The sequence below is a fragment of the Serratia sp. CY76391 genome (assembly GCF_052166695.1).
In the GTDB taxonomy this organism is placed as follows: domain Bacteria; phylum Pseudomonadota; class Gammaproteobacteria; order Enterobacterales; family Enterobacteriaceae; genus Serratia; species Serratia nematodiphila.
Map to the genome: position 1 here is coordinate 241,081 of NZ_JBJNOJ010000009.1, position 21,972 is coordinate 263,052.

Sequence of the window (21,972 nt, forward strand, 5' to 3'; positions counted from 1 at the left end):
CTGTCAATGGCCGTCGACGAAGACGATCTTCAGCACGAACAGCAGCGCCACCACCACCACGCACGGGCTGATTTCACGCCAGCGGCCGGTACCCAGCTTCATCACGCAGTAGGAGATAAAGCCGAGCGCAATGCCTTCGGTGATCGAGAAGCTGAACGGCATCATCACCGCAGTGACAAACGCCGGTACCGCTTCGGTCAGATCGTCCCATTTCACCCGCGCCAGGCTGGAGGTCATCAGCACGCCGACGTAGATCAGCGCGCCGGCGGCGGCATACGCCGGCACCATGCCCGCCAGCGGCGACAGGAAGATCACCAGCAGGAACAGCAGGCCGGTGACCACCGCCGTCAAACCGGTGCGGCCGCCGACGGCGACGCCGGATGAGCTTTCGATGTAAGCGGTCACGGAAGAGGTGCCCGCCAGCGAACCGGCCACCGAGCTGATGCTGTCAACGTACAGCGCCTGCTTCATGCGTGGGAACTTGCCCTGGTTGTCGGTCAGACCGGCTTTATCGGTGACGCCGATCAGGGTGCCGGAGGAGTCGAACAGGTTCACCAGCATAAACGAGAAGATGACCCCGGCCAGCCCGATGTTCAGCGCGCCGGCCACGTCGACCTGGCCCACTACCGAGGTAATGCTCGGCGGCAGCGAGAACAGACCGCCGTATTTCACGTCGCCCAGCATCCAGCCGATCAGGGTGGTGACCACGATCGACACCAGCACCGCCGCGTGGAAGTTACGCGAAGAGAGCACGGCGATGATGAAGAAGCCGAGCGCCCCCAGCAGCACGTTGTGCGAGGTCAGGCTGCCGATGGTCACCAGCGTGTCCGGGTTGGCCACTACGATGCCGGCGTTTTTCAGCCCCATCATGCCGATGAACAGGCCGATGCCGCTGGTGATGCCGACGCGCAGGCTGACCGGAATGTTGGCGATCATCCAGTAGCGAATGCGGAAAATGGTCAGCAGCAGCAGGCCGACCGCGCCCCAGAAGATGGCGCCCATGCCCACCTGCCAGGAGATGCCCATCGCCCCGACCACCACGAAGGCGAAGAAGGCGTTCAGCCCCATCGCCGGCGCCAACGCCACCGGCAGGTTCGCCAGCAGGCCCATAAAGATGCTGCCGAAGGCGGCGATCAAACAGGTGGTGACAAATACCGCCTGGGTATCCATGCCCGCCGCGCCCAAAATTTGCGGGTTAACGAACACGATATACACCATGGTGAGGAAGGTGGTGATACCGGCAATCGTTTCCGTACGCGCCGTCGTGCCATGTTGCTTGAGTTTAAACACGCGCCCAAGCAAGCCTTGCTCAGCGTCAAGGCCAGATACTGGTTTGGTCATTATCAGAATTCCGAAAATGGGAATGGACAGTCGCCGGCTATCCTATAACAAAAAGTGGGGCTTTTGACGCCGGTCACAGGTTTTTTTCGCCGTCTTTACGGCTAAATGCGTCAACGGCTTGTATTTACAGACATTCATCCCCCGACCGACCGCTGCGTTGCCGTTTGTCGGCACGGCCGATAAAATGGCCTATCGCCCCTCTTTCCCTATCCGTTAACAAACAGGAACCCGCATGTCTTCGACCTTTATCGATAAGCTGGCGTTGATCGCGCTGAAAGATGACAAAGTGGCGCTGGTGCGCTCACACAACAAGACGCTGTTTTATATGCCGGGCGGAAAGCGCGAAGCGGGTGAAACCGACGAACAGGCGCTGTGCCGCGAAATCGACGAAGAGCTGACCGTCGCGCTGCAGCCGAACTCCATCGCGTTTTACGGCGAGTTCTCCGGCCCGGCAGACGGCAAGCAGGACGGCACCCAGGTGCGTATTCGCTGCTACCAGGCCGGCTTTACCGGGCAGTTGCAGCCGGCCGCCGAAATCGCCGAGCTGAAGTGGTGCGACAGCCGCGATCTGCCGCAGTGTTCACACGTCGCCGCGCTGATTTTGCACGATCTCAAGGCGCGTAGCCTGATCAAGTGATCGCTGAGTCGCCTCAGCGGCGTTAACCCGAAGGAACCAGTCCCGTATGAATCAGATTGACTGCATTTTGTTCGACTGCGACGGCACGCTGGTGGACAGCGAAGTGCTGTGCAGCAAAGCCTATGTACACATGTTCGCCCGCTACGGCATTCATCTGTCGCTGGAAGAGGTGTTCAAGAAATACAAAGGGGTGAAGCTGTACGAGATCATCGATCGAGTCAACGCCGAGCAGGGCACCGATCTGGCAAAAGAGGCGCTGGAGCCGCTGTATCGGCAGGAAGTGGCACGGCTGTTCGACAGCGAGCTGCAACAGATTGCCGGCGCCCGCGAGCTGCTGGCGCAGGTGACGGTGCCAGTCTGCACCGTCTCCAACGGGCCGGTCAGCAAGATGCAGCACTCGCTCGGCCTGACCGGCATGCTGCCTTATTTTGATGACCGGTTGTTCAGCGGCTATGACATTCAGCGCTGGAAGCCGGATCCGGCGATCGTGTTTCACGCTGCCGAACAGATGCAGGTGCCGGTGACGCGCTGCATCCTGGTGGACGATTCACCCGCCGGCGCGCAGGCCGGCATCAATGCCGGCATCCCGGTCTTTTACTTCTGCGCCGATCCGCATAACCCGCCGATCGATCACCCGCTGGTGACAACGTTTGACGACCTGGCTAAATTGCCCGCGCTGTGGCGCGAACGCGGCTGGCGGCTGACGGCCGATTAACTGGCCGGCAACGGCGGCTTGTTGCGCCACCAGCGCCAGGACCGCTTCAGCGCGCGGGTTTGCGCGCCGAAGCGGCGGTTGACCGCATTGGCCAGCAGATCGAGCGCCAGGCAGAATACGAAATAGACCAGCGCCACAAACAGGAACACTTCCATCGGGTAGACCATGCTGCGGTTGTTGACCTGGGTCGCCAGGAAGGTCAGTTCGCCAACGCCGACGATATAAGCCAGCGAGGTGTCTTTGATCAGGGAGATCCACTGGTTGATGAACGACGGCACCATCATGCGCAGCGCCTGCGGCAGCACGATCATGCGCAGCGTCTGCCAGCGGGTCAGCCCCAGAGAAAGCCCGGCCTGCCACTGGCCGGGGCCGATGGCGGCGATGCCGGCTTTCACCGCATGGGCCAGATAGGCCGAGGCGATCAGCGCCAGCGCGCACACCACGGTGGTGATTTCAGGGATCTCGACGCCAAACACCATCGGCAACAGAAAATAGGTCCAGAAGATCAACATGATGACCGGAATGGCGCGGAAAAAGCCCAACACCGCCGCCAGCAGCCCGGCGGCGACGCCGCGCGACATCGCCAGCGCCACGCCGAGTAAGGTGCCGAGCAGCGCCGAGGCCACGCCGGCCATCAGGCTGATCGCCAACGTCAACGCCGCGCCACCCAGCGGCCCGTCCGGCCAGGTGCCCCACAGCAGGTAACCCAGGTTGTCGTGAATCACGCTGAAATCCATCTTAATGCCCTCCCAGCGGTTTACGCTGTTGTCGCCACATGCCCCAGCCTTCCAGCAGCGCGATGATGGCGATGTACAGTACCGTCGCCACGCCGAACGCCTGGAAAGTGCGCAGGGTCTCGGTTTCGACCTGACGCGAGGCGTAAGAGAGTTCGGCCACACCGATCGCCATGGTCAGCGACGAGTTCTTGATCACGTTCATGTATTGGCCCAGCAGCGGCGGCAGCGCGATTTTCAGCGCCTGCGGCAGCACCACATAGCGCATCGCCTGCCAGCCGGTCAGCCCCAGCGCCTGAGCGGCATATTTCTGCCCGCCGGCGACGCCGCGAATGCCGGAGCGGATCTCTTCGGCGATAAAGGCGGTGGAGTACAGCGTCAGGCCGAAGAAACCGGCGAGAAACTCGAACGACGGCCACTCAAGCGGGCCGATCTGATGGGCGCTGTTCAGCCACTGCATGGCGGCGGACGGCAAGATCTGCCCGGCGGCGAAGTACCAGAAGAACAGCTGCACCAGCAGCGGCGTATTGCGAAACAGCGAGCTGTAGCCCATCGCCAGCCAGCGCAACGGCCGCAGGCTGCTGTCGCGCATCGCCGCCAGCACGAAGCCCAGCAGCGTGGCCGTCAAGCCCGCGCAGGCGGAAAGCCACAGCGTCAGCAGAAAGCCGTGCCACAGCCAGCTCAGGTATTGCGGCGCCAGCAGCCAGTCCAGGTTCATGTTCAATCCTTGTCTTGCAGAATGCATCAGGGGCGCAGCAAGCTGCGCCCCTCCGTACCGATCTCACCGCGCGCGGTTAAATCAGGCTTTCGGTTGCTGATCCAAAGGCGCGATTTTGAAATCGCCGCGCGGCTGGGCGGATTGGGTTTCCGGCCCGAACCAGCGATCGTAAATCTTAACCGCTTCACCGTCTTTTTCCAGCTTGATCAGCGTCTCGTTCACCGCGGCGGTCAGGCGATCTTCGCCCTTGGGAATGCCGACGCCCTGATACTCTTTGGTCAGGCTGAACGGCGAAATTTCAAACTCCGCCTTTTGCGCCGCCGGCAGGTTGCCGAGCAGGCCGACCAGCTTGGCGTCGTCCTGAGTGATCGCCTGCACGTTGCCGTTACGCAGCGCCACGAACGCCAGCGGGGTATCATCGTAGGAGATCACTTTCGCCGTCGGGAAACGCTCGCGCAGGGTGATTTCCTGCACCGTGCCCTTATCCGCGCCGATGCGCAGCTTCTTGATGTCTTCCGGCGTTTTCAATACGCCTTTGCGGGCGATGAATTTCTGGCCGGTGGCGAAATACGGCACGCTGAAGTTCACTTCCTTGGCGCGCTCGTCGGTAATGGTGAAGTTGGCGGCAATCAGGTCAACCTTCTTCGACACCAGCAGCGGAATGCGGTTGGCCGGGTTGGTGGCGCGCAGCTCCACTTTCACCCCCAACGCTTTGCCGATCGCGTCGGCGACATCCACATCGTAGCCCACCAGCTTCTTGCTCTGCGGATCGATGTAACCGAACGGCGGATTGCTGTCGAACACCGCGATGCGCACCACGCCGGCTTGCTTGATATCGTCAAGTTTGTCCGCGTGCGCGGCGCCGGCGGCGAGGCCGGTCAGACTGGCTAACAACGTTAAGGCCAAAGCGCGATGTTTCATAGAGAGCTCCTAAGTGGTTGATGTCCTGCTGGCGGATAAGCTAGCAAGCGTCACATAGGTCAGGAAATAATATAAAAAGCTATATTTATAACCTTTTTATCTTTACGCACTTAAGATGGAATAAAGGCGCGAGAAACCGCGCCTTGGAAGGATATTACCCGGAAAGGGTTAGTCGTCTTTTTCGTCTTTACCGCCCGGAGAGAGCAGCTTTTCCAGGGCGTCGCCGCCAAGATGACGGAAATCCTGTCCTTTGACGAAATAGAAGATAAATTCGCAGATGTTCTGGCAGCGATCGCCGATACGCTCGATAGAACGGGCGCAGAACAGCGCGGTCAGCACGCTCGGAATGGTGCGCGAATCTTCCATCATGTAGGTCATCAGCTGACGCACGATGCCTTCATATTCCTGATCGACCTTTTTATCTTCCCGGTAGATACGGATCGCTTCGTCCAGATCCATGCGCGCGAACGCGTCCAGCACGTCGTGCAGCATCTGCACGGTGTGGCGCCCCAGCGACTCCAGGCTGACCAGCAGCGGCTGGTGCTGGTGCGAGAACTTCTCCAGCGCGGTGCGGCAGATCTTGTCCGCCACGTCGCCGATGCGTTCCAGCTCGGAAATGGTTTTGATGATCGCCATCACCAGACGCAGATCGCTGGCGGTCGGCTGGCGCTTGGCGATAATGCGCACGCAGGCTTCGTCGATCGCCACTTCCATCATGTTGACCTTGGCGTCGCCTTCGATCACGCGCTTGGCCAGCTCGCCATCCTGATTGTGCATCGCGGTGATGGCGTCGGTCAGCTGCTGCTCCACCAGCCCGCCCATGGTCAACACCTGGGTGCGGATATGCTCGAGCTCTGCGTTGAACTGGCCGGAAATGTGTTTGTTTAAATTCAGGTTATCCATGATGCTTCCTATCAACCATAACGGCCAGTGATGTAGTCTTCAGTCTGCTTTTTCTGCGGCGCAGTGAACAGGTTATCAGTATCACTGAACTCGATCAGCTCGCCCAGATACATAAATGCGGTAGAGTCGGAGCAGCGCGCCGCCTGCTGCATGTTGTGCGTCACAATCACCACGGTGTAATCGGCCTTCAGTTCGCTGATCAGCTCTTCAATCTTGCCGGTGGAGATCGGATCCAGCGCCGAGCAAGGCTCATCCAGCAACAGCACTTCCGGACGAATGGCGATGCCGCGGGCGATGCACAGACGCTGCTGCTGGCCGCCGGAGAGGCTGTAGCCGCTCTGGTGCAGCTTGTCCTTGGTTTCGTTCCACAGAGCCGCCTTGGTCAGCGCCCACTGCACGCGCTCGTCCATATCGGCGCGCGACAGCTTTTCAAACAGGCGGACGCCGAAGGCGATGTTGTCGTAAATCGACATCGGGAACGGCGTCGGCTTTTGGAACACCATGCCGACCTTGGCGCGCAGCAGCGCGATATCCGAGTTGTCGGTCAGGATGTTCTGGCCGTCCAGCAGGATGCCGCCTTCCGCACGCTGTTCCGGGTACAGCTGGTACATCTTGTTGAAGGTGCGCAGCAGGGTGGATTTGCCGCAGCCGGAGGGGCCGATAAACGCGGTGACCTTGTTCTTGGCGATATCCAGCGTGATGTTCTTCAGCGCATGGAATTTGCCGTAGTAGAAGTTCAGATCGCGTACCTGAATTTTGCTGCTGGAAGCGTCAGTAACCATACTCATCAAGACTTCTCTCTTTTCATCAGCGCCGCCAAAGCGGCGCTCAAAATTTTATGAATGCTTTTTCTTGGCGAAAATTACGCGCGCCAGGATATTCAGTAACAGTACGCACAGGGTGATCAACAGCACCCCGGCCCAGGCCAGCTGCTGCCATTCGGCGAACGGGCTCATGGCGAATTTGAAGATGGTCACCGGCAGGTTGGCGATCGGCTGCATCAGGTCGGTGCTCCAGAACTGGTTCGACAGCGAGGTGAACAGCAGCGGCGCCGTTTCCCCCGCGATACGCGCAATCGCCAGCAGCACGCCGGTGATGATGCCGGACACCGACGCCTTCAGCGTGATAGCGGAAATCATGCGCCATTTCGGCGTGCCCAGGGCATAGGCGGCCTCGCGCAGCGTATCCGGCACCAGCTTCAGCATGTTCTCGGTGGTGCGAATGACGATCGGCACCTGCAGCAGCGCCAGCGCCACGATGCCGGCCCAACCGGAGAAGTGTTCCATCTTCGCCACCACGATGGTGTAAACGAACAGGCCCACCACGATCGACGGTGCGGAGAGCAGAATGTCGTTGATAAAGCGGATCACTTCCGCCAGCCAGGATTTACGGCCGTATTCCGCCAGATAGATGCCGGCCATGATGCCCAGCGGCGTACCGAAGAGGGTCGCCCACAGGATCAGCAGGCCGCTGCCGGCGATGGCGTTGGCCAGGCCGCCGCCCGCGGTGTTCGGCGGCGGGGTCATTTCGGTGAACAGCGCCAGCGACATGCCGTCGAAGCCTTTGGTGACGGTGGCGATCAGGATCCAGATCAGCCAGAACAGCCCGAACGCCATGGTCGCCATCGACAGGAACAGCGCGAGGCGGTTTTTCTGCCGGCGCCAGGCCTGCATTTTGCGGCGGCTTTCCGCCAGAACGACTGCGTTTTGCATATCCATCGTCGCCATGTTAACGCCCCTCATTCTTGGCCAGACGCATGATCATCAGTTTCGACAGCGCCAGCACGATAAAGGTGATAACAAACAGAATCAGGCCCAGCTCCATCAACGCGGCGGTGTGCACGCCGGACTCGGCTTCGGCGAATTCGTTGGCCAGCGCCGAGGTGATGCTGTTGCCCGGCATGTACAGCGAAGCGCTGTCGAGCTGGTAGGTGTTGCCGATGATAAAGGTCACCGCCATGGTTTCCCCCAGCGCGCGGCCCAGGCCCAGCATCACGCCGCCGATGACACCGTTTTTGGTGAACGGCAGCACGATGCGCCAGATGACTTCCCAGGTGGTGCAGCCGATGCCGTAGGCCGACTCTTTCATCATTACCGGGGTCTGTTCGAACACGTCGCGCATGACCGCAGCGATGTAAGGGATGATCATGATCGCCAGGATCACCCCGGCGGCCAGGATGCCGATGCCGAAGGCCGGGCCGGAGAACAGCTCACCGACGATTGGAATGCCAGACAGTACTTCGCCCACCGGCGTCTGGAAGTATTCGGCGAACAGCGGGGCGAACACGAACAGGCCCCACATGCCGTAGACGATGCTCGGAATGGCCGCCAGCAGCTCAATGGCGATGCCCAGCGGCCGCTTCAGCCAGTTCGGCGCCAGTTCGGTCAGGAACAGCGCGATGCCGAAGCTCACCGGCACGGCGATGATCAACGCGATAAGCGAGGTGACCACGGTGCCGTAGATCGGCACCAGCGCGCCGAACTGCTCCGCCGGCGCGTCCCACTCTTTGGTCCACAGGAACGCAAAGCCGAATTTCTGCATGCTTGGCCAGGAGGCGAAGATCAGCGAGACGATGATGCCGCCCAGCAACAATAGGGTAATCAGCGCAGCCAGTCTCACCAGCGCGCTGAAAATGATGTCACCGTTTTTGCCCGGTGCTTTGATGGTCGGCTTGTACTCAGCCATAGATTACTCTCTGTTTGAACCCTGGCAGCCCCAACCGTGATCGGAGCCTGAAGAACTGTGTGGGGCGCGGCGAACCCGCGCCCCTGCGTTGTTAGTACAGCGCTTTACCTGAACTGTCTTTTACGTTGGTTTTCCAGGCCGCACGCACCTGCTCAACCACTTCTGCCGGCAGGGTGGCGTAATCCAGTTCGTTCGCCTGCTTGGCGCCGGTTTTGTAGGCCCAGTCGAAGAACTTCAGCACTTCGGCGCCCTGAGCAGGGTTTTTCTGCTCTTTGTGCACCAGGATGAAGGTGGTGGAGGTGATTGGCCACACGTTATCGCCTTTCTGGTCAGTCAGATCCTGAGCGAAGGTTTTGCTCCAATCCGCACCCTTGGCGGCGTTGCTGAAGCTCTCTTCGGTCGGGCTGACCGGTTTGCCGTCGGCGGACACCAGCTTGGTGTAAGCCAGGTTGTTCTGCTTGGCGTAAGCGTATTCTACGTAACCGATAGAGCCAGGCAGACGCTGAACGAAGGCGGCGATGCCGTCGTTGCCTTTACCGCCCAGACCGGTCGGCCAGTTAACGGTAGAACCGGCGCCAATCTTTTCTTTCCACTGCGCATTGGCCTTGGACAGGTAGCTGGTGAATACGAACGAGGTGCCGGAACCGTCGGCGCGGCGCACTACGGCGATGTTCTGGTCAGGCAGTTTCACGCCTGGGTTCAGCTTGGTGATAGCCGGATCGTTCCACTTTTTGACGTTGCCCAGGTAGATATCGCCCAGGGTTTTGCCGTCCAGCGTCAGTTCGCCGGATTTGATGCCCGGGATATTCACCGCCAGCACCACGCCGCCAATCACGGTCGGGAACTGGAACAGGCCATCGGCCGCCAGTTTGTCGTCAGACAGCGGGGCGTCGGAAGCGCCAAAGTCAACGGTGTTGGCCACGATTTGCTTTACGCCGCCAGAGGAGCCGATGCCCTGATAGTTAACTTTATTGCCGGTTTCTTTCTGATAAGAATCTGCCCACTTGGCGTAAACCGGAGCGGGGAATGTCGCACCTGCACCGGTCAGGCTGGCAGCAGCGAACGCGGACACGGCGGTCAGGGAGAAGGTCGCTGCCACAATACTGGCGACGGTGGTACGCATCAGTTTCATAATCCCTCCTAATGGGATACTTAAAATCGACTTCGAGTCGTTTTAATCAGAGTAAGTATTGCTGCAGGAGGGAAAATAGGACAGTTTGGTGACAGAAAAATGTACGCAATATGACAGTTATATTACAGCGTATTTGATAGGTGTTTGTTTGTATGTAAATCAGAAGGTTAGCCGTGAAACAGCACATTTCACAAGCAATAAAAAACCGGCTTGGCGCGGCCTATCCGCTTGAATATGACAACGTTTATCACCGAAACGGCAGCGCTGTCATCTTTAAGGTCACTCATGAAAAAAGCCGGCGCTAAGGCCGGCTTTTGCAGTTTACCTGCAACAAATTACTCTACGGTGACAGACTTCGCCAGGTTGCGCGGCTGGTCAACGTCGGTGCCCTTGATCAGCGCCACGTGGTAAGACAGCAGCTGCAGCGGCACGGTGTAGAAGATCGGCGCGACGATTTCCTCGACGTGCGGCAGAGGAATGAGGGTCATGCCTTCGCTGCTGACGAAGCCGGCGTCCTGATCGGCGAACACGTACAGCTGGCCGCCGCGCGCGCGCACTTCTTCAATGTTGGACTTCAGCTTTTCCAGCAGTTCGTTGTTCGGCGCCACCACAATCACCGGCATGTCGGCGTCGATCAGCGCCAGCGGGCCGTGTTTCAACTCGCCCGCCGCATAAGCTTCAGCGTGAATATAGGAGATCTCTTTCAGCTTCAGCGCCCCTTCCATGGCGATCGGATACTGATCGCCGCGGCCGAGGAACAGCGCATGGTGCTTGTCGGAGAAGCCTTCCGCCAGCGCTTCGATCTCTTTATCCATCGACAGCATCTGCTCGATACGCGCCGGCAGCGCCTGCAGACCATGCACGATCTCGTGCTCCACGCTTTCCGCCATGCCTTTCAGACGGCCCAGGCGCGCCACCAGCATCAACAGCACGGTGAGCTGCGTGGTGAAGGCTTTGGTCGAGGCTACGCCGATTTCCGTACCCGCTTTGGTCATCAACGCCAGATCGGATTCGCGCACCAGCGAAGAGCCGGCAACGTTACAAACGGCCAGCGAACCGAGATAACCCAGCTCTTTGGACAGGCGCAGCGCCGCCAGGGTGTCGGCAGTTTCGCCGGACTGCGACAGAGTGATGATCAGGCTGCCCGGACGCACCGCCGATTTGCGGTAACGGAATTCGGACGCGATCTCGACATCGCACGGCACGCCGGCCAGCGCTTCGAACCAGTAACGCGCCACCATACCGGAGTGGTAAGACGTCCCACAGGCGATAATCTGCACGTGCTGCACCTTGGCGAGCAGCTCGTCGGCGTGCGGCCCCAGCTCACTCAGGTTGATTTGGCCATGACTGAAACGCCCTTCCAGGGTGTTTTTCAGCGCCAGCGGCTGTTCGTAAATCTCTTTTTGCATGTAGTGGCGATAAGCGCCCTTGTCGCCGGCGTCATACTGCACCTGGGATTCGATCTCAGGACGCTCGATGGCGTTGCCCTGTTTGTCGAAGATGTTGACGGTGCGGCGAGTCACTTCCACCACGTCGCCCTCTTCCAGGAAGATGAAGCGGCGGGTGACCGGCAGCAGCGCCAGCTGATCGGAAGCGATGAAGTTTTCCCCGACGCCGCGGCCGATAACCAGCGGGCTGCCGGAACGCGCCGCGACCAGCACGCTCGGATCGCGGCTGTCCATCACCACGGTGCCATAAGCGCCGCGCAGCTGCGGGATCACGCGCTGAACCACTTCCAGCAGCGTACCGCCTTGCAGTTGTTCCCAGTGCACCAGGTGCGCAATCACTTCGGTGTCGGTTTCAGAGCTGAAACGGTAACCGCGTTCAATCAGCAGTTCGCGCAGCGGCTCGTGGTTTTCGATGATGCCGTTATGCACCACGGTAATGTAGTCGGAAACATGCGGGTGCGCGTTCGCTTCGGTCGGTTCACCGTGCGTAGCCCAACGGGTGTGAGCGATGCCGGTACCGCCGTGCAGATCGGTTTGTTCCGCCGCTTCGGCCAGCTTTTGTACCTTGCCAACGCGACGCAGGCGACTGACGTTGCCTTTTTCATCGACCACCGCCAGACCAGCGGAGTCATAACCGCGGTACTCGAGACGACGTAAGCCTTCCAACAGGATTTCTGCGATATCACGTTGCGCTACTGCGCCTACAATTCCACACATCAGTTATATTCCTAATGAACGCCCTTCATGGGCGCTTTCGATGCCTTGACCTGATTTTTGCCGGTTTTTACCGTGCATCCCCCGAGCCTGTAGATGGTGGGGGTTATTATGTTTTGTATTGGGCTCTGAACGGAGCCCAACGCAAAACACACTATGGCTTCTTCTTCACCGGACGTTGCCAACCCTGAATGTGCACCTGCTTGACGCGGCTCAGCACCAGTTCGTTCTCGGCGATATCGCGCGTTACCGTGGTGCCGGCGGCGATGGTGGATCCTTTGCCGACCGACACCGGCGCCACCAGCTGAGTATCGGAACCGACGAATACGCCGTCGCCGATCAGCGTTTTGTGCTTGTTGGCGCCATCGTAGTTACAGGTGATGGTGCCGGCGCCGATATTCACGTCATCACCGATTTCGGCATCGCCCAGGTAGCTGAGGTGGCCGGCCTTGGAGCCTTTGCCCAGACGCGCCTTTTTCATTTCCACGAAGTTGCCGACGTGAGCCCCTGCCGCCAGCTCCGCGCCTGGGCGCAAGCGGGCGAACGGCCCCACCGTGCAGTCGGCTTCCAGCACGCTGTCTTCCAGCACGCTGTAAGGGCTGATCTCGCAGTCATCACCGATCACGCAGTTTTTCAGCACGCAGCCGGCGCCGATTTTCACCCGGTCGCCCAGCTTGACGTGACCTTCGATAATCACATTCGCATCAATAGTGATGTCACGGCCGTGAACAAGTTCCCCGCGCAGATCGAAACGCGCCGGATCCAACAACATCACGCCGGCCAACAGCAGCTTTTCAGACTGTTCCGACTGGAATACGCGCTCCAGAGTCGCCAGCTGCAGACGGTTGTTTACACCTTCCACTTCACTTAAACGCGACGGGTGCACGGCTTCGATTTTCTTGCCGTCGGCATGGGCCAACGCAATGATATCGGTGATGTAAAACTCGCCCTGTGCGTTGTCGTTATTCAACATTCCCAGCCAGCGCTTCAGATCGCGCCCGTTCGCCACCAGGATGCCGGTATTGATCTCGTTGATCTGGCGCTGTGCCTCGCTGGCGTCCTTGTGTTCGACGATGCCCACCACGTTACCCTGCTCACGCACGATGCGGCCGTAACCGCTCGGATCGTCCAGCTTGACCGTCAGCAGGCCGATGCCGCCCTGCGGCTTGGCCGCCAGCAGGCGTTGCAGCGTATCCACGGAGATTAACGGCACATCGCCATACAGCATCAGCACGTCTTCATCGTCGGCAAAGTGCGGCGCGGCCTGCTGCATCGCATGGCCGGTACCCAGTTGCTCGGCCTGCAGCACCCAGTTCAGCGCGCCTTCGGTCAACGTGCTTTTCAACAGATCGCCGCCGTGGCCGTATACCAGATGAACCTGTTGCGCGCCCAGTTTCATCGCGGCATCAATGACGTGTTGCACCATCGGCTTGCCGGCCAACGGATGTAAGACCTTGGGAAGATCGGAATACATGCGTGTTCCCTTGCCCGCGGCGAGGATGACCACGCTCATTGCGCTGTTCGACATAAGCAACCTGATAACTCCATTTTGATAGACGAAAGTAAAACCGTTTAGCGACGATATTACTACATATTTCTCTGCACGAACCCGGCGCAGGCCGCGTGGGCCTTGGTCTGCCGCTATCACGGCTAATTCGGCGTCGGGACGAAAAAACTGTCGGCGATCGGCGACGTTTATTTCCCGATATCAGCGGTTATACACCACACCGCCCGCCGGGCTGAAATGCTTATTTTAAAGTAAAAAAAAAGCGACCCTATAGGCCGCTTTCTTAAAGTTGGGTGCCGGGCACCCAAACATTACATCGCTTTTCTGGTGAGCTCGATAACGCGCAGTTTTGCGATCGCTTTCGCCAGTTCAGCGGATGCCTGAGCATAGTCGACATCGCCATGAGAGCTGCGAATGTGTTCTTCAGCTTTACGCTTAGCTTCCAACGCTCTCGCTTCGTCGAGGTCAGTACCACGGATAGCAGTGTCCGCCAGCACGGTAACCACGCTCGGCTGCACCTCGAGGATGCCGCCGGACAGGTAGATGAACTCTTCTTCACCGTGCTGCTTAACAATACGCACCATGCCAGGCTTGATGGCAGTCAGCAGCGGCGCATGGCCAGGGAAGATCCCCAGTTCACCTTCGCTGCCTGTCACCTGGATCTTCTGCACCAGGCCGGAAAACATCTGTTTTTCCGCGCTGACTACATCCAGATGGTAAGTCATAGCCATATCACCCTCCTCTCAAGGCGTTACAGTTTCTTGGCTTTTTCCACTGCTTCTTCAATGGTGCCAACCATGTAGAACGCCTGCTCCGGCAGGTGGTCATAGTCGCCGTCCATAATGCCTTTGAAACCACGGATGGTGTCTTTCAGCGATACGAACTTGCCCGGAGAACCGGTGAAGACTTCTGCCACGAAGAACGGCTGAGACAGGAAACGTTGGATCTTACGCGCACGGGATACGACCAGTTTGTCTTCTTCAGACAGCTCGTCCATACCCAGGATCGCGATGATATCTTTCAGTTCCTGGTAGCGTTGCAGAATGGACTGCACGCCACGCGCTACGTCGTAGTGCTCCTGGCCAACAACCAGCGGATCCAGCTGACGGCTGGTGGAATCCAGCGGGTCAACGGCCGGGTAGATACCCAAAGAAGCGATGTTACGGCTCAGTACCACGGTTGCGTCCAAGTGCGCAAAGGTGGTGGCTGGTGACGGGTCAGTCAAGTCATCCGCAGGAACGTAAACGGCCTGTACGGAAGTGATGGAACCGGTCTTGGTCGAGGTGATACGTTCTTGCAGAACGCCCATCTCTTCCGCCAGCGTTGGCTGATAACCTACCGCGGATGGCATACGGCCCAGAAGTGCGGACACTTCGGTACCGGCCAGGGTGTAACGGTAGATGTTGTCAACGAACAGCAGTACGTCACGGCCTTCGTCACGGAATTTCTCCGCCATGGTCAGACCGGTCAGCGCAACGCGCAGACGGTTACCTGGTGGCTCGTTCATCTGGCCGTAAACCAGGGATACTTTGTCCAGAACGTTGGAGTCGGTCATTTCGTGGTAGAAGTCGTTACCCTCACGAGTACGCTCGCCCACGCCCGCAAACACGGAATAACCGGAGTGCTCGATCGCGATGTTACGGATCAGCTCCATCATGTTTACGGTTTTACCCACGCCCGCGCCGCCGAACAGACCGACTTTACCGCCCTTGGCGAATGGACAAATCAGGTCCATTACCTTGATACCGGTTTCCAGCAGTTCCTGGGAGTTGGACAGCTCTTCGTAGCTTGGCGCCGCGCGGTGAATCGCCCAACGCTCTTCTTCGCCGATGTCGCCTTTCATGTCGATCGGTTGACCCAATACGTTCATGATACGGCCCAGGGTAGCTTTACCCACCGGCACTTCAATCGGGTGGTCCAGGTTGTTCACTTTCAGACCGCGACGCAGACCGTCGGAGGTCCCCATTGCGATACAGCGAACCACGCCACCGCCCAGCTGTTGCTGAACTTCCAACACCAGTTTTTCGGTGCCGTTTTCTACCTCAAGGGCGTCGTACACTTTCGGTACGGCATCCTGAGGGAACTCGACGTCCACCACGGCGCCGATTACCTGGATAATCTTTCCAGTAGCCATCTTGAATCCTCTACGTAATTCGTAAACCTAGCTTAAACCGCGGAGGCTCCCGAAACGATCTCGGTGAGTTCCTGAGTGATGCTGGCCTGACGCGCCTTGTTGTATACCAACTGCAGCTCTTTGATCAGGCTACCGCCGTTATCGGTTGCGGCTTTCATCGCGACCATTCGTGCGGCCTGCTCGCTGGCCAGGTTTTCCACGACGCCCTGATAAACCTGCGACTCCACATAGCGGCGCAGCAAGGTATCAAGCAGCACTTTTGGATCGGGTTCATACAGGTAATCCCAAGGCGTTTTCTTCAGCTCTTCGTCATCGGCTGGCGGTAACGGCAGCAGCTGAAGCACTTGCGGCTCTTGGGACATCGTATTAACAAATTTGTTGCTGACAATGTACAGCTTGTCCAAACGACCTTCGTCGTAGGCCTGCAGCATCACTTTCACCGGCCCGATCAGATCCGACAGGGAAGGTTTATCCCCCATGCCGGTCACCTGGGCAACCACGTTGCCGCCCACGGAACCAAAGAAAGAGGCCGCTTTAGAGCCAATCAGCGCCAAATCGGTTTCGACGCCTTTTTCGGACCAGGCTTTCATCTCCGCCAGCAGCTTTTTGAACAGGTTGATGTTCAAGCCGCCGCAGAGACCACGGTCAGTAGACACCACCAGATACCCGACGCGCTTAACGTCACGCTCATCCAGGTACGGGTGCTTGTACTCCAGATTCCCTAACGCAAGGTGACCAATCACTTTGCGCATGGTCTCTGCATAAGGACGGCTGGCCGCCATGCGATCCTGCGATTTACGCATTTTGGAGGCGGCGACCATTTCCATCGCTTTAGTGATCTTTTGCGTGTTTTGCACGCTAGCGATCTTACTACGTATCTCTTTTGCGCCGGCCATCTCTGCTTCTCCTCAGTGCCAGACGGCCTGCTGTCTTTCAACAGCAGGGCCGTTCGGCGTTACCAGGACTGGGTTTTCTTGAAGGTCTCGAGGATGTCTTTCAACTTGCCCTCGATCTCATCATTGAAGTTGCCAGTTTGGTTGATGTGGTTCAGCAGCTCGGCGTGCTCGCGGTCCGCATAGGCGACCAGCGCGGCTTCGAAGCTCACCACTTTGGCGACTTCGACGTCGTTCAGGTAACCGCGTTCTGCGGCAAACAGCACCAGAGACTGTTGTGCAACCGACATCGGCGCATACTGTTTCTGTTTCAGCAGCTCGGTCACTTTCTGACCGTGGCTCAGCTGTTTGCGGGTCGCGTCATCCAGATCGGATGCGAACTGGGAGAACGCAGCCAGTTCACGATACTGCGCCAGCGCGGTACGGATACCACCGGACAGTTTCTTCATGATCTTGGTCTGCGCGGCGCCACCAACACGGGATACGGAGATACCCGGGTTAACTGCCGGACGAATACCGGAGTTGAACAGGTTGGATTCCAGGAAGATCTGACCATCGGTAATCGAGATTACGTTGGTCGGAACGAACGCGGAAACGTCACCCGCCTGGGTTTCAATGATCGGCAGAGCGGTCAGTGAACCGGTTTGGCCTTTAACTTCACCTTTGGTGAAGGCTTCAACGTATTCGGCGTTGACGCGCGCTGCGCGCTCCAGCAAGCGGGAGTGCAGGTAGAATACGTCGCCTGGGTAAGCTTCACGACCTGGCGGACGACGAAGCAGCAGGGAAATCTGGCGGTAAGCAACGGCCTGTTTGGACAGGTCATCGTACACGATCAGCGCGTCTTCACCGCGGTCACGGAAGTATTCGCCCATTGCGCAACCGGCGTATGGCGCCAGGTATTGCAGTGCAGCGGATTCGGAAGCGGTCGCCACCACCACGATGGTGTTGGCCAATGCGCCGTGCTCTTCCAGTTTGCGCACCACGTTAGCGATGGTGGACGCTTTCTGGCCGATAGCCACGTAAACGCATTTGATGCCGGAGTCGCGTTGGTTGATGATCGCATCGATCGCCAGCGCGGTTTTACCGGTCTGACGGTCACCGATCACCAGCTCACGCTGGCCACGGCCGATTGGAATCATGGCGTCAACGGATTTGTAGCCAGTTTGAACCGGCTGATCAACGGACTGACGCTCGATAACGCCTGGCGCGATAGCTTCTACCGGAGAGAAGCCGTCGTTCTCAATCGGGCCTTTGCCGTCGATTGGCGCGCCCAGGGTGTTAACTACGCGGCCCAGCAGACCACGACCGACTGGAACTTCCAGGATACGGCCGGTGCATTTAACCTTCATGCCTTCGGCCAGATCCGCGTACGGCCCCATGACCACGGCACCGACGGAGTCGCGCTCCAGGTTCAATGCGATTGCGTAACGGTTGCCAGGCAGTGCGATCATTTCGCCCTGCATAACTTCGGCCAGGCCGTGTACGCGGATGATCCCGTCACTGACGGAAACGATAGTACCTTCATTGTGAGCTTCGCTCACTACATTGAACTGAGCAATGCGCTGCTTGATCAGTTCGCTGATTTCGGTGGAATTCAGTTGCATGCTCCAGTCCCCTTAAGACTGCAAGACGTCTGTCAGGCGTTCAAGACGACCGCGAACGCTGCCATCAATCACCATATCGCCGGCGCGAACAACGATGCCGGCCAGTACAGACTTGTCAATTTTGCAATTCAGCTTAACTTTGCGTGACAGACGTTTTTCCATCGCAGCGGCGATTTTCGCCTGCTGTTCGTCGTTCAGCGCGCTCGCAGAGAGCACTTCGACTTCGACGGTGGATTCCAGCGAGGCGCGCAGTTCGATGAACTGCTGCAGCACGGCAGGAAGAACCAGTAAACGTCCATTTTCGGCCATTACACGGATAAAGTTCTGGCCATGTTCGTCGAGCCGATCGCCACAAACCGCGATGAACGTCTTGGACAGCGTTTCTGGCGCAACCGCGCCAGACAGCAGTTCAGAAATCTGTTCATTGCGAGTGACTTCAGCCGCAAACGCCAGCATTTCCTGCCAGCGCTCTACGCTTTGGTGCTCAACGGCAAAGTCAAAAGCTGCTTTGGCGTAGGGGCGAGCTACAGTTACAAATTCAGACATCAGCCCCTCCCTCCTTACAGTTCAGCGACCAGTTTATCAACGATGTCGCTGTTAGCAGCTTCATCCACGGAACGTTCGATGATCTTCTCGGCGCCGGCAATTGCCAGCATCGCGACTTGCTTACGCAACTCTTCACGAGCGCGCTTACGTTCGGCTTCGATCTCAGCCTGAGCCTGCGCCACGATTTTGTTACGTTCCTGCTCGGCTTCGGCTTTCGCTTCATCCATGATCTGAGCTTTGCGTTTGTTCGCTTGCTCGATGATCACCTGAGCTTCTGCTTTAGCAGTTTTCAGCTGGTCGGTCGCATTGGCTTGCGCTAAGTCCAGATCTTTTTTGGCACGCTCTGCAGAAGCGAGGCCGTCAGCGATTTCTTTCTGACGCTTCTCGATGGCAGCCATGATCGGCGGCCATACGTACTTCATGCAGAACCAGACAAACAGAACGAACGCGATGGCCTGGCCGAGGATTGTTGCGTTAAGATTCACAGCACAATGCCTCTTTAAAAGTTAATAGTTTGGTTACGTCGTAGAGGGTTGCTCTACTTACGCGACGGCGAACATCACGTACAGACCCAGACCTACAGCGATCATCGGGATGGCGTCGACCAGACCCATAACGATAAAGAACTGTGTACGCAGCAGAGGAATCAGGTCAGGCTGACGAGCAGCGCCTTCCAAGAATTTACCACCCAGGATGCCGATACCGATCGCAGCACCGATTGCCGCTAAACCCATCATCACAGCGGCAGCCATGTACAGCAGATCCATACTCAGGTTTTCCATGACAGTCTCCAGTTTGTTTCAGTTTAAAAGTGCAAGTGTTTTAAGAAAATCAGTGCTCTTCAGACGCCATCGACAGATAGACGATCGTCAGAACCATGAAAATAAAGGCTTGAAGCGTAATGATCAGGATGTGGAAGATAGCCCAAGGCAAGCTCAGGACCCACTGTGACCACCACGGCAACAGGCCGGCAATCAGGATGAAGATCAACTCACCCGCATACATGTTGCCGAACAGTCGCAGACCCAGTGAAACAGGTTTGGACAGCAGGCTGACACCTTCAAGAATCAGGTTGATAGGAATGAATACAGGGTGGTTGAACGGCTGCATGGTCAACTCTTTAACAAACCCGCCAACGCCTTTCATTTTGATGCTATAGAACAGAATCAGGATAAACACGCCCAGCGCCATCGACAGCGTGACGTTCACATCGGCGGTAGGCACCACGCGCAGCGCAGGCAGGCCGAGGATGTGTTCGCCAACGTAAGGCAGGAAGTCGATGGGCAGCAGGTCCATCAAGTTCATCAGGAACACCCAGACGAACACGGTCAGCGCCAGCGGCGCAATCACCTTGCTCTTGCCGTGGTACATGTCGCGCACGCTGCTGTCGACGAAACCGACCACCAGCTCCACGGCGGTTTGCAGTTTACCCGGCACGCCGCTGGTGGCGTTTTTAGCCACTTTGCGGAAGATCACCAGGAAAAGCGCCCCGAGGACGACGGAGAAAAACATCGAGTCGATGTTGATCGACCAGAACCCAGTCCCGACCTGAAGCTGCGTCAGGTGGTGACCGATATACTCCTGTGGAGTCAAGACTTCTCCTGCAGACATGATGCCTCTTACCCTTATTTAGTTAAGTTCGGTAACTGTTAATCACGGCCGGTGCCACTATCTGCACCACTAACACCGCTAAATAGGTCAGGCCAAGCGGTATAAACTCCGCCTTGAACACCCCCAGCGCCACGATCAGCAAAACGATGGTGATCACGACCTTTAGCCCCTCGCCGATGGCGAACGACCAGGCAACCCTACCGGGCGCCGGCGTTTGCGCCTGATGGCGCAAGGCAAACAGCATAAACATTGCACTCGGCAACCAGGCGGCGAGACCGCCTGCCAACGCCGAAGCGCTCCATTCCGGGCTTTTCAGCCAGAAAGCAACGCTGATCAGAACAAAAGTCATTAACTGCAAAAACAGCAGTTTGCGTGCGACTTTCCCGCTGTAAAGGGACACAGACATGACGTTTGTTCTCTCCGTACCCCAGAGGGGGTATGCTGAGTGACGTATACAACTGTTTTTGCTGTCCTGAGTCAAGCAGCAAAAAACGAGCAAATTATACGGGGCATACCAACGAATTCAATCGATAAGTAGCGAAAAGGTGAACAATTATTTAAATTTCCCTATTCCAGCCTATTTTCACAAGAAAACGGTCGGAATAATAGGGCGCATTTAATTGTCTGATTATTCCAGCGTTGCGTTTAGAAACGCGAAGCCGATCACAGTAATGTCCCTTCCTGATTTATAGCCGATGGTCAACCAAACCGTCTTTAGCAATTTGAGCGATCAAAAAATTATATAAATCAAAACATTACTAGTTAACTGTTCAAAAACAATCCGTATACCCGATGAAAACCTTTTATTGACAAGCAGCGGGGCAATATTCCAACAGCCAATTAACATTAGCAGCAAACGCCAATCTTTCGCACATGATTGCTAACGTGACTATTTCTAAATGCAATTACTCTATTGTCGCTAATTAGCCGCGTTTTTTGTGTTAATAAAAAGTAAATTAACTAAAAAAAGCGACCAACTAATTAGCCTGCTTATCTTTCTGCTGGGTACGACCTTTAATTCACGCTTGTTTGATCAAAAGCAAACTCAGTTTGCCTTAAGAATCACCAGATGACGTTCGCCTTCCAGTTCAGGCACCTGCAGCCGCACGATGGACTCCAGGCTAACGCCAGCCGGCAGTTGCGTCAGTTCTTCATCCGGGCGCACGCCTTTCAACGCGTAAAAACGCCCCTGCCCTTTCGCCGGCAGGTGATGGCACCAGGACAGCATATCCTGCAGCGAAGCGAATGCCCGGCTGATCACGCCATCGAACGGTGGCTCGGCCGGAAACGCTTCGACGCGGCTCTGCACCGGCTCGATATTGTTCAGGCCCAGCTCATGCTGCACCTGGCGCAGGAAACGCACGCGCTTGCCCAGGCTGTCGAGCAGCGTGAAATGCGCGTCCGGGCGCACAATCGCCAGCGGAATGCCCGGCAAGCCGGGGCCGGTGCCGACATCGATAAAACGCGAGCCCTGCAGATGCGGATTGACCACAATACTGTCGAGGATGTGGCGCACCAGCATTTGCTGCGGATCGCGCACCGACGTGAGGTTATAAGCCTTGTTCCACTTATCCAGCATGCCGACATAGCCCAGCAGCTGCTGTTTCTGCTGATCGGGCAGCTCAATGCCTGCTGCCGCGAGCAGCGAGTCTAATTTTTTTTGCACAACGGATCCTCTGGCAGGCGCTGAACGACCAGCGGATGGTTAGCTGGCGCAATGAGGCGACTA

At 57.6% G+C, this 21,972-nt stretch carries 24 protein-coding genes; 3 read left to right on the top strand and 21 right to left on the bottom strand.

What is annotated here, in order from left to right; all coding sequences use genetic code 11:
* Positions 1-3: 3 nt before the first annotated feature.
* Complete coding sequence (locus tag ACJ8PN_RS18240) at positions 4-1,341, bottom strand: NCS2 family permease (protein WP_004933851.1); 1,338 nt, start codon at positions 1,339-1,341, stop codon at positions 4-6.
* Between the two features lie 232 nt (positions 1,342-1,573).
* Here ACJ8PN_RS18240 and ACJ8PN_RS18245 point away from each other — a divergent pair, with 232 nt between their 5' ends.
* Together ACJ8PN_RS18245 and yieH are read left to right on the top strand one after the other, a co-directional pair.
* A complete protein-coding gene (locus ACJ8PN_RS18245; RefSeq protein WP_085337615.1) occupies positions 1,574-1,978 on the top strand; it encodes an NUDIX hydrolase in 405 nt (134 codons plus the stop codon).
* A gap of 46 nt (positions 1,979-2,024) precedes the next feature.
* Complete coding sequence (gene yieH / locus ACJ8PN_RS18250) at positions 2,025-2,693, top strand: 6-phosphogluconate phosphatase (protein ID WP_411261664.1); 669 nt, start codon at positions 2,025-2,027, stop codon at positions 2,691-2,693.
* On the opposite strand, the gene ACJ8PN_RS18255 is transcribed toward yieH, so the two are convergent.
* The 8 genes from ACJ8PN_RS18255 to pstS form a co-directional block, all read right to left on the bottom strand.
* Positions 2,690-3,430 carry an amino acid ABC transporter permease gene (locus tag ACJ8PN_RS18255; RefSeq protein WP_442535136.1) on the bottom strand — a complete coding sequence of 247 codons (741 nt, stop codon included), beginning with the start codon at positions 3,428-3,430 and terminating at the stop codon, positions 2,690-2,692. The two genes, yieH and ACJ8PN_RS18255, sit on opposite strands and share 4 nt — an antisense overlap.
* A gap of 1 nt (position 3,431) precedes the next feature.
* Complete coding sequence (locus ACJ8PN_RS18260) at positions 3,432-4,145, bottom strand: amino acid ABC transporter permease (protein ID WP_442535137.1); 714 nt, start codon at positions 4,143-4,145, stop codon at positions 3,432-3,434.
* Between the two features lie 81 nt (positions 4,146-4,226).
* A complete protein-coding gene (locus tag ACJ8PN_RS18265) occupies positions 4,227-5,066 on the bottom strand; it encodes an ABC transporter substrate-binding protein (protein ID WP_019455482.1) in 840 nt (279 codons plus the stop codon).
* Between the two features lie 168 nt (positions 5,067-5,234).
* Complete coding sequence (phoU, locus tag ACJ8PN_RS18270) at positions 5,235-5,969, bottom strand: phosphate signaling complex protein PhoU (protein WP_004933833.1); 735 nt, start codon at positions 5,967-5,969, stop codon at positions 5,235-5,237.
* Between the two features lie 11 nt (positions 5,970-5,980).
* Positions 5,981-6,751, bottom strand: coding sequence for a phosphate ABC transporter ATP-binding protein PstB (gene pstB / locus ACJ8PN_RS18275; protein ID WP_016929614.1), 771 nt, complete (start codon positions 6,749-6,751; stop codon positions 5,981-5,983).
* A 54-nt stretch (positions 6,752-6,805) separates the two neighbouring features.
* Positions 6,806-7,696, bottom strand: a complete 891-nt coding sequence (gene pstA, locus ACJ8PN_RS18280) for a phosphate ABC transporter permease PstA (RefSeq protein ID WP_004933824.1) — start codon at positions 7,694-7,696, stop codon at positions 6,806-6,808.
* Position 7,697: 1 nt separating this feature from the next.
* Positions 7,698-8,654 (bottom strand): phosphate ABC transporter permease PstC, encoded by a 957-nt coding sequence (gene pstC / locus ACJ8PN_RS18285; RefSeq protein WP_004933822.1) that lies wholly within the window; start codon positions 8,652-8,654, stop codon positions 7,698-7,700.
* Between the two features lie 91 nt (positions 8,655-8,745).
* Positions 8,746-9,786, bottom strand: coding sequence for a phosphate ABC transporter substrate-binding protein PstS (gene pstS, locus ACJ8PN_RS18290; RefSeq protein ID WP_004933819.1), 1,041 nt, complete (start codon positions 9,784-9,786; stop codon positions 8,746-8,748).
* Between the two features lie 173 nt (positions 9,787-9,959).
* On the opposite strand from pstS, the gene ACJ8PN_RS18295 reads away from it, so the two are divergent.
* Positions 9,960-10,091 carry a hypothetical protein gene (locus ACJ8PN_RS18295; protein ID WP_256364571.1) on the top strand — a complete coding sequence of 44 codons (132 nt, stop codon included), beginning with the start codon at positions 9,960-9,962 and terminating at the stop codon, positions 10,089-10,091.
* A gap of 30 nt (positions 10,092-10,121) precedes the next feature.
* Here the strand turns inward: ACJ8PN_RS18295 and glmS are convergent, their stop codons facing one another.
* The 12 genes from glmS to rsmG form a co-directional block, all read right to left on the bottom strand.
* Positions 10,122-11,951, bottom strand: a complete 1,830-nt coding sequence (glmS, locus tag ACJ8PN_RS18300) for a glutamine--fructose-6-phosphate transaminase (isomerizing) (RefSeq protein ID WP_004933817.1) — start codon at positions 11,949-11,951, stop codon at positions 10,122-10,124.
* 151 nt (positions 11,952-12,102) lie between these two features.
* Positions 12,103-13,476 carry a bifunctional UDP-N-acetylglucosamine diphosphorylase/glucosamine-1-phosphate N-acetyltransferase GlmU gene (gene glmU, locus ACJ8PN_RS18305; protein WP_442535138.1) on the bottom strand — a complete coding sequence of 458 codons (1,374 nt, stop codon included), beginning with the start codon at positions 13,474-13,476 and terminating at the stop codon, positions 12,103-12,105.
* 290 nt (positions 13,477-13,766) lie between these two features.
* Positions 13,767-14,186, bottom strand: coding sequence for a F0F1 ATP synthase subunit epsilon (locus tag ACJ8PN_RS18310; RefSeq protein ID WP_004933814.1), 420 nt, complete (start codon positions 14,184-14,186; stop codon positions 13,767-13,769).
* Positions 14,187-14,206: 20 nt separating this feature from the next.
* Entirely contained in the window at positions 14,207-15,589 is a 1,383-nt protein-coding gene (gene atpD / locus ACJ8PN_RS18315; RefSeq protein ID WP_033631385.1) for a F0F1 ATP synthase subunit beta, read from the bottom strand.
* A 32-nt stretch (positions 15,590-15,621) separates the two neighbouring features.
* Positions 15,622-16,485, bottom strand: coding sequence for a F0F1 ATP synthase subunit gamma (gene atpG / locus ACJ8PN_RS18320; protein ID WP_004933811.1), 864 nt, complete (start codon positions 16,483-16,485; stop codon positions 15,622-15,624).
* A gap of 59 nt (positions 16,486-16,544) precedes the next feature.
* Positions 16,545-18,086, bottom strand: a complete 1,542-nt coding sequence (gene atpA / locus ACJ8PN_RS18325) for a F0F1 ATP synthase subunit alpha (RefSeq protein WP_004933808.1) — start codon at positions 18,084-18,086, stop codon at positions 16,545-16,547.
* Positions 18,087-18,098: 12 nt separating this feature from the next.
* Positions 18,099-18,632, bottom strand: a complete 534-nt coding sequence (atpH, locus tag ACJ8PN_RS18330) for a F0F1 ATP synthase subunit delta (protein WP_004933806.1) — start codon at positions 18,630-18,632, stop codon at positions 18,099-18,101.
* A gap of 14 nt (positions 18,633-18,646) precedes the next feature.
* Entirely contained in the window at positions 18,647-19,117 is a 471-nt protein-coding gene (atpF, locus tag ACJ8PN_RS18335) for a F0F1 ATP synthase subunit B (RefSeq protein WP_004933804.1), read from the bottom strand.
* Positions 19,118-19,174: 57 nt separating this feature from the next.
* Entirely contained in the window at positions 19,175-19,414 is a 240-nt protein-coding gene (gene atpE / locus ACJ8PN_RS18340; RefSeq protein WP_004093904.1) for a F0F1 ATP synthase subunit C, read from the bottom strand.
* A gap of 49 nt (positions 19,415-19,463) precedes the next feature.
* Entirely contained in the window at positions 19,464-20,243 is a 780-nt protein-coding gene (gene atpB, locus ACJ8PN_RS18345; protein WP_015376132.1) for a F0F1 ATP synthase subunit A, read from the bottom strand.
* A gap of 22 nt (positions 20,244-20,265) precedes the next feature.
* A complete protein-coding gene (gene atpI / locus ACJ8PN_RS18350) occupies positions 20,266-20,649 on the bottom strand; it encodes a F0F1 ATP synthase subunit I (RefSeq protein ID WP_004933796.1) in 384 nt (127 codons plus the stop codon).
* Between the two features lie 639 nt (positions 20,650-21,288).
* Positions 21,289-21,909 carry a 16S rRNA (guanine(527)-N(7))-methyltransferase RsmG gene (gene rsmG / locus ACJ8PN_RS18355; protein ID WP_015379471.1) on the bottom strand — a complete coding sequence of 207 codons (621 nt, stop codon included), beginning with the start codon at positions 21,907-21,909 and terminating at the stop codon, positions 21,289-21,291.
* Between the last annotated feature and the right edge of the window lie 63 nt (positions 21,910-21,972).

Excerpts from the sequence above, each read along its gene's own strand:
- ACJ8PN_RS18240 (WP_004933851.1), bottom strand. The coding sequence starts at position 1,341 with ATGACCAAACCAGTATCTGGCCTTGACGCTGAGCAAGGCTTGCTTGGG.
- ACJ8PN_RS18245 (WP_085337615.1), top strand. The coding sequence starts at position 1,574 with ATGTCTTCGACCTTTATCGATAAGCTGGCGTTGATCGCGCTGAAAGAT.
- yieH (WP_411261664.1), top strand. The coding sequence starts at position 2,025 with ATGAATCAGATTGACTGCATTTTGTTCGACTGCGACGGCACGCTGGTG.
- ACJ8PN_RS18255 (WP_442535136.1), bottom strand. The coding sequence starts at position 3,430 with ATGGATTTCAGCGTGATTCACGACAACCTGGGTTACCTGCTGTGGGGC.
- ACJ8PN_RS18260 (WP_442535137.1), bottom strand. The coding sequence starts at position 4,145 with ATGAACCTGGACTGGCTGCTGGCGCCGCAATACCTGAGCTGGCTGTGG.
- ACJ8PN_RS18265 (WP_019455482.1), bottom strand. The coding sequence starts at position 5,066 with ATGAAACATCGCGCTTTGGCCTTAACGTTGTTAGCCAGTCTGACCGGC.
- phoU (WP_004933833.1), bottom strand. The coding sequence starts at position 5,969 with ATGGATAACCTGAATTTAAACAAACACATTTCCGGCCAGTTCAACGCA.
- pstB (WP_016929614.1), bottom strand. The coding sequence starts at position 6,751 with ATGGTTACTGACGCTTCCAGCAGCAAAATTCAGGTACGCGATCTGAAC.
- pstA (WP_004933824.1), bottom strand. The coding sequence starts at position 7,696 with ATGGCGACGATGGATATGCAAAACGCAGTCGTTCTGGCGGAAAGCCGC.
- pstC (WP_004933822.1), bottom strand. The coding sequence starts at position 8,654 with ATGGCTGAGTACAAGCCGACCATCAAAGCACCGGGCAAAAACGGTGAC.
- pstS (WP_004933819.1), bottom strand. The coding sequence starts at position 9,786 with ATGAAACTGATGCGTACCACCGTCGCCAGTATTGTGGCAGCGACCTTC.
- glmS (WP_004933817.1), bottom strand. The coding sequence starts at position 11,951 with ATGTGTGGAATTGTAGGCGCAGTAGCGCAACGTGATATCGCAGAAATC.
- glmU (WP_442535138.1), bottom strand. The coding sequence starts at position 13,476 with ATGTCGAACAGCGCAATGAGCGTGGTCATCCTCGCCGCGGGCAAGGGA.
- ACJ8PN_RS18310 (WP_004933814.1), bottom strand. The coding sequence starts at position 14,186 with ATGGCTATGACTTACCATCTGGATGTAGTCAGCGCGGAAAAACAGATG.
- atpD (WP_033631385.1), bottom strand. The coding sequence starts at position 15,589 with ATGGCTACTGGAAAGATTATCCAGGTAATCGGCGCCGTGGTGGACGTC.
- atpG (WP_004933811.1), bottom strand. The coding sequence starts at position 16,485 with ATGGCCGGCGCAAAAGAGATACGTAGTAAGATCGCTAGCGTGCAAAAC.
- atpA (WP_004933808.1), bottom strand. The coding sequence starts at position 18,086 with ATGCAACTGAATTCCACCGAAATCAGCGAACTGATCAAGCAGCGCATT.
- atpH (WP_004933806.1), bottom strand. The coding sequence starts at position 18,632 with ATGTCTGAATTTGTAACTGTAGCTCGCCCCTACGCCAAAGCAGCTTTT.
- atpE (WP_004093904.1), bottom strand. The coding sequence starts at position 19,414 with ATGGAAAACCTGAGTATGGATCTGCTGTACATGGCTGCCGCTGTGATG.
- atpB (WP_015376132.1), bottom strand. The coding sequence starts at position 20,243 with ATGTCTGCAGGAGAAGTCTTGACTCCACAGGAGTATATCGGTCACCAC.
- atpI (WP_004933796.1), bottom strand. The coding sequence starts at position 20,649 with ATGTCTGTGTCCCTTTACAGCGGGAAAGTCGCACGCAAACTGCTGTTT.